The organism is Brevundimonas sp. GN22, from assembly GCF_054824005.1.
Genome location: NZ_JSYD01000124.1, coordinates 1 through 5,376, shown reverse-complemented (window position 1 = coordinate 5,376; position 5,376 = coordinate 1). Strand labels below are relative to the sequence as shown.

Sequence of the window (5,376 nt, the reverse complement as noted above, 5' to 3'; positions counted from 1 at the left end):
GCGCCGAACTCACGCAGGCTCAACGCGAATACGACCGCTACAAGATCCTCGCCGAGCGCGGTGTCGCTCCTCGCGTTCTGGCTGAACAAGCCGAGACGGCGCTGGCCACGGCACGCGCTGCCGTTTCCGCCGCCGAGGCGCGCCGTGGCGACCGCGTTCTGCGCGCTCCGTTCGCGGGCGTTCTGGGTCTCAGCACCGTTACCGCCGGTACGCTCATCAGCCCCGGCACCGTTATCACCACGCTGGATGACATGAGCGCTGTCCGTGTGGACTTCGCTGTGCCCGAGCGCTTCTTGTCGAACCTGCGTGCCGGTACGCCGCTGACGGCAACGGCAGACGCCTTCCCCGGTGAAACCTTCTCGGGCCGCATCGCACTGATGGACGTTCGCGTTGACGAGCAAACCCGCGCGGTTACCGCTCGCGCCGAGTTCCCGAACCCCGGTGGACGCATTCGTCCGGGCATGATGATGCGGGTGGCTGTGCAACGCGGCCAACGCGAAGCGCTCTCGGTTCCGGAAGCTGCTGTGCAGTACGAAGGTGCCGGCGCGTTCGTGTACCGTCTGGCCGGTAGTGAAGATGGCACCATGGCCCAACGCGTCGAGGTTCAAACCGGCGTGGTTGAAAACGGTAATGTCGAGATCATCTCGGGTCTGAATGCCAATGACCGTATCGTTGCATCCGGCCTGAACCGTATCCAGCCCGGCGCGCCGGTGCGCGAAGCGGGCAAGGGCGGCGGCAAAGGTGCCGGTCCGGCCGGCGGTAAGGGCGCAGCACCTGCTGCGGCTGCCCGCCCATGATGCTTTCCGACCTCTCGGTCCGCCGCCCCATTTTTGCGGCGGTCGGTGCCATCGTACTTTGCGTTATCGGTGTGGCGGCGTTCTTCCTGCTGCCGGTGCGTGAACTGCCTGACGTTGATCCGCCCGTCGTGTCGGTCAGCACCAGCTATGCCGGTGCCTCCGCCGAAGTTATCGAGAGCCGGATTACTGAACCGATCGAGCAGCAGATTGCCGGTATTCAGGGCGTAGAGCGCATTACCTCGTCCAGCCGCGACGGCCGCTCGAACGTCAACATCGAGTTCTCGCTCGATCGTAATATCGACGATGCCGCCAACGACGTCCGCGACCGTATTTCGCGCGTCACGGGTCGTCTGCCCGATCAGGCCGATCCGCCGACGGTGTCCAAGGCTGACTCGGACTCTTCGCCGATCATCATCCTGTTCCTGCGTTCGACGACGCTGAACCGGCTGGAACTGACGGACTATGCGGACCGCTATCTCGTGGACCGCTTTGCGACGGTTCCGGGTGTGGCTCAGGTCAACATCTTTGGTGACCAGACCTATGCCATGCGCATCTGGCTGGACTCGCAGGCGATGGCCGCACGCGGTCTGACGGTGCAGGACGTTGAAAGCTCGCTGTCGAGCCAGAACGTCGAACTGCCGGCCGGTTCGCTGGAGGCCAGTCAGAAAGACTATACCGTTCGTGTGGCGCGTAACTACTCGCGCCCTGAAGACTTCGCCAACCTGCCTATCGGCACGCGCGGCTCCGCTTCGACCGCTGCCGGCACTCTGGCCGGACAGGCAACCTATGTGACCCGTCTGGGTGACATTGCCCGTGTTGAAGAGGGTGCGGTCGAGCATCGCCGTCTGTTCCGCGGTAACAGCGTGGACCAGATCGGTCTGGCCATTACCCGTCAGGCCCAGTCCAACGACCTGCAGATTTCGGAGGGCACCCGCGCCCTGATGGAAGAGGTGCGAGACTCGCTTCCGGCAGGCACGACGCTGGAAGTCGGCACCGACAACTCGGTCTTCACCTCTCACGCGATTGATGAAGTCTGGCTGACCATCGGCATTTCGATGGCGCTGGTGGCGCTGGTGAACTTCATCTTCCTCGGCAGCCTGCGCGCCGCGATCATTCCGTCGGTGGTGGCACCGATCTGCCTGCTGGCGACCTTTATCATTCTGGCCCCGCTGGGCTTCTCGCTGAACCTTCTCACCCTGCTTGCACTCGTGCTGGCGATCGGTCTGGTGGTGGACGACGCCATTGTGGTGGTCGAGAACATCCAGCGTCGTCTGGATCAGGGCGAGCCGCCGCTGATCGCCGCAGAGCGCGGGACCCGTCAGGTGTTCTTCGCCGTCGTGGCGACCACGATCGTGCTGCTGTCGGTGTTTGCGCCGCTTATGTTCCTGCCGGGCTATGTCGGTCGTCTGTTCGTTGAGCTGGCGGCGGCGATTGCTGCGGCTGTGGCCTTCTCGGCCTTCCTCGCGCTCAGCCTCTCGCCGATGTTGGCGTCCAAGATCCTGCGTCCGACCTCGTCGGTCGGTGCGGTTGGACGTTTCGTCGATGGCGCGATGGACCGCCTCAAGAACTCCTACGTAAACTCGTTGAACATGCTGATCGGTCGCCCTTTGGCGGTTGGCGGCGTGATCGCGGCGGTTGTTGTGATCGGTGCGGGCGCGGTGGGCATGGCCTTCCTGCTGCCAAGCGAACTGGTGCCGGATGAAGACCGCGGTCGCGTTCAGGTCCGTGTTGCGGGCCCGGAAGGGGCGAGCTTCGACTACATCCGCGGGATCATGCTCGGCCTTGAGCCGATCCTCGAGGAATACCGTGAGGCCGGCGAGGTCGATAACTACATGCTGACCGCGCCGGGCTTCGGTGGCGGATCGTATAACTCCGGCAACGTGGTGCTAAACCTCGCTGACTGGTCTGAACGTGACCGCTCGGCTGCCGAGATCGCGCAAGAGATCAACGGACGCCTGCGTGGCCAGACTGGCGCGCAGGTCAATGCCTCGACGCCGGGTGCCTTCCAGCGTGGCGGTGGTGGCGGCGGTGGCGGCAAGTCCGTCGAAATGATCGTCACAGGTGCCGAATATGGCCCGATCTACAACTGGCTTCAGCCCATTCTGGCGGCGGCGCAGGAGAACCCCGGCCTGTCGCGTCCGCGCCTGAACTATGAGCCGAACGCGCCGCGCGTTTTGGTGGATGTGGACCCGCAGCAGGCGGCTGCACTAGGCGTATCGACCCAGCAAATCGGCCGCACGCTGGAAACCATGTTTGGTTCGCGCCGTGCGACCACCTACATCAAGGGCGGTCAGGAATACGATGTGATCTTGCAAACGGCCCGCGACAACCGTCGCAGCGTTGCGGATCTGGAAGGGCTGTATGTGGCATCGGGCTCCGGCCAGCTGGTGCCTCTGTCGTCGGTGGTGAAGACCAAGACCTCGGGCGACACGCCTGACCGTCGCCGTCTGGACCGCCAGCGCGCTATCACTCTGTCGGCGGACCTCGGTCCGGGCATGACCATCTCGGATGCGGTCGAGTTCCTGAACAAGGAAGTGGCCAAGCAGCCTCAAGGCGTCGTCAACATCCGCTGGGGTGGCACCGCACGCGATCAGGCCGAGGCTGGTGGTGCCGTTATGTGGGCCTTCATCCTGGCCCTGCTGCTCGTTTTCCTCGTGCTGGCCGCTCAGTTTGAAAGCTGGATCACGCCGGCGGTGATCATGCTGACCGTCCCGCTGGCCGCCGCAGGGGGTCTGTTCGGCCTGCTGATGACCGGCTCCAGCCTGAATATCTACAGCCAGATCGGCTTGATCATTCTGGTTGGTATCGCGGCCAAGAACGGCATTCTGATCGTCGAGTTCGCAAACCAGTTGCGCGATCAGGGCAGAACCATCCGCGAGGCGATCATCGAATCGTCCGCCTTGCGTCTGCGTCCGATCGTCATGACCTCGCTGGCTGCGGCTTTCGGTGCCTTGCCGCTGATGCTGTGGCAGGGCGCAGGTGCCGGTAGCCGCCAGACCATCGGCTCGGTCATCTTCTGTGGGGCTCTGTTCGCCACGCTGCTGACCCTGTTCGTGGTGCCGGTGATCTATGGCGTTCTGGCCCGCTTCACGCGTTCGCCGGAATACACCACCCGTCTCATCGAAGAGTGGGAAGCCGAAGAGCGTCGCGCGGGTCGCGAACCGGACATGACCCCCGGTCACTAACAAGAAAGGCTGCCCTTATCGGGCGGCCTTTTTTTTATCGAGTTGAGGATTTCGCCCGAAAGCTATTTAGCGGGCGCATAACCCGTTTCGACCTTCAGGAAGGCGATGACGTCGCGGCGGTCTTGCTCGGCGGCGATGCCGACGAAGCTCATTTTATTGCCCGGCAAGAAGTCGCCCGGGCGCTCCAGCCATTGGTTCAACTTATCGGCGTCCCAGACGAAGTCGGCAGATTTCAGAGCTTCGGAATAGCGGAACTTCTCGTGGGTGCCGACCTCGCTACCGAAGACTCCATAGAGGTTGGGGCCCGTCATATTGGGTCCGCCATCGGTGATGGTGTGGCAGGAGCGGCAACGGGCAAAGACGCGACGGCCATTCTCCAGATCACCGGCATTGTACGGGGCGGGGAGGCTGGCCAGCAGCAGTGCCTTCTCGGCATGGGTCGGTGCGGGCTGGCCGCTCTTGGGCGCTGGTCCCGCAGCTGGCTCGGACCCGCAAGCCGAAAGGGCCAAGGCGCAAGCGATAACCGACGATAGGGTCGCAATCATCGGGGCGGGTTTAAGTTTCGCAGACATTCAGACCTCACAAGCGATGCGGTCTTTTAGTCGAAACCTTTGGTTCGCCAAACCGGACAGAATGCCCACCGTGTGGTGCGCGCTTCAAAATAGCGCAGCAATGTTACCGCCACTGTTACTGGACGCTGCGCCGTCGAAGGTGATAATCACTATCAAAACCGTCGGAGTGAGCGCCTCGCGCTGCCAGAACTGAGAAAAATGTCCAAAACCATCAGGTTGAGTGAGGCGCGGCGTGGGGACCGCGGCGTCATCGTGCAAGTGGGCACCCACTGCCATCATCAGGAACACGAGATCGAGCTGGAACGCCGCCTGCTGGAACTGGGGCTGGTTGAAGGCGCGCACGTCGAGCTTCTGCACGAGGGCCTTTTCGGACGTGATCCCATCGCCATCAAGGTCGATGACATGCGCGTCGCGCTGCGTCGCCACGAGGCGGTCAATCTGACAATCGAGATCGAGGCCGCCTGAGTATGACGGACCAAAACAGAGCCGTTCGGTTTGCCCTGATCGGCAACCCGAACAGCGGCAAGACCGCGCTGTTCAACGCGCTTACGGGTTCCCACCAAAAGGTCGCCAACTATGCCGGCGTCACGGTCGAGCGCAAGGAAGGTCGCGTGATCGGCACGGACGGTCAGGCGATGACCGTCACCGATCTGCCGGGGACCTATTCGCTGCGTGCCCGCTCGCTGGACGAAGAAGTCACCCGCGACATCGTTCTGGGTCAGCGCAAGGACACGCCGGAACAGGACGTGATGGTTCTGGTGGCCGACTCCACCAATCTGCGCCTTGTCCTGCGTCTTGCGCAGGAACTGAAGCAGGTCGGGC

At 63.1% G+C, this 5,376-nt stretch carries 5 protein-coding genes; 4 read left to right on the top strand and 1 reads right to left on the bottom strand.

Features of this window, described 5'->3' with window-relative positions:
• A partial coding sequence (locus tag OB03_RS13930) for an efflux RND transporter periplasmic adaptor subunit (protein ID WP_461344556.1) occupies positions 1-797 on the top strand: 797 nt, incomplete at its 5' end.
• Positions 797-3,982: an efflux RND transporter permease subunit gene (locus tag OB03_RS13925; protein ID WP_242914395.1), complete on the top strand. Its 3,186-nt coding sequence runs from the start codon at positions 797-799 to the stop codon at positions 3,980-3,982. The genes OB03_RS13930 and OB03_RS13925, both read left to right, overlap by 1 nt.
• Before the next feature lie 62 nt (positions 3,983-4,044).
• On the opposite strand, the gene OB03_RS13920 is transcribed toward OB03_RS13925, so the two are convergent.
• Positions 4,045-4,554, bottom strand: coding sequence for a c-type cytochrome (locus OB03_RS13920; protein WP_461344555.1), 510 nt, complete (start codon positions 4,552-4,554; stop codon positions 4,045-4,047).
• A 198-nt stretch (positions 4,555-4,752) separates the two neighbouring features.
• Here OB03_RS13920 and OB03_RS13915 point away from each other — a divergent pair, with 198 nt between their 5' ends.
• Both OB03_RS13915 and OB03_RS13910 read left to right on the top strand, forming a co-directional pair.
• Entirely contained in the window at positions 4,753-5,019 is a 267-nt protein-coding gene (locus OB03_RS13915; RefSeq protein WP_242914228.1) for a FeoA family protein, read from the top strand.
• 2 nt (positions 5,020-5,021) lie between these two features.
• Positions 5,022-5,376: FeoB small GTPase domain-containing protein (locus tag OB03_RS13910; RefSeq protein WP_461344554.1), on the top strand; the 355-nt coding region annotated here is incomplete at its 3' end.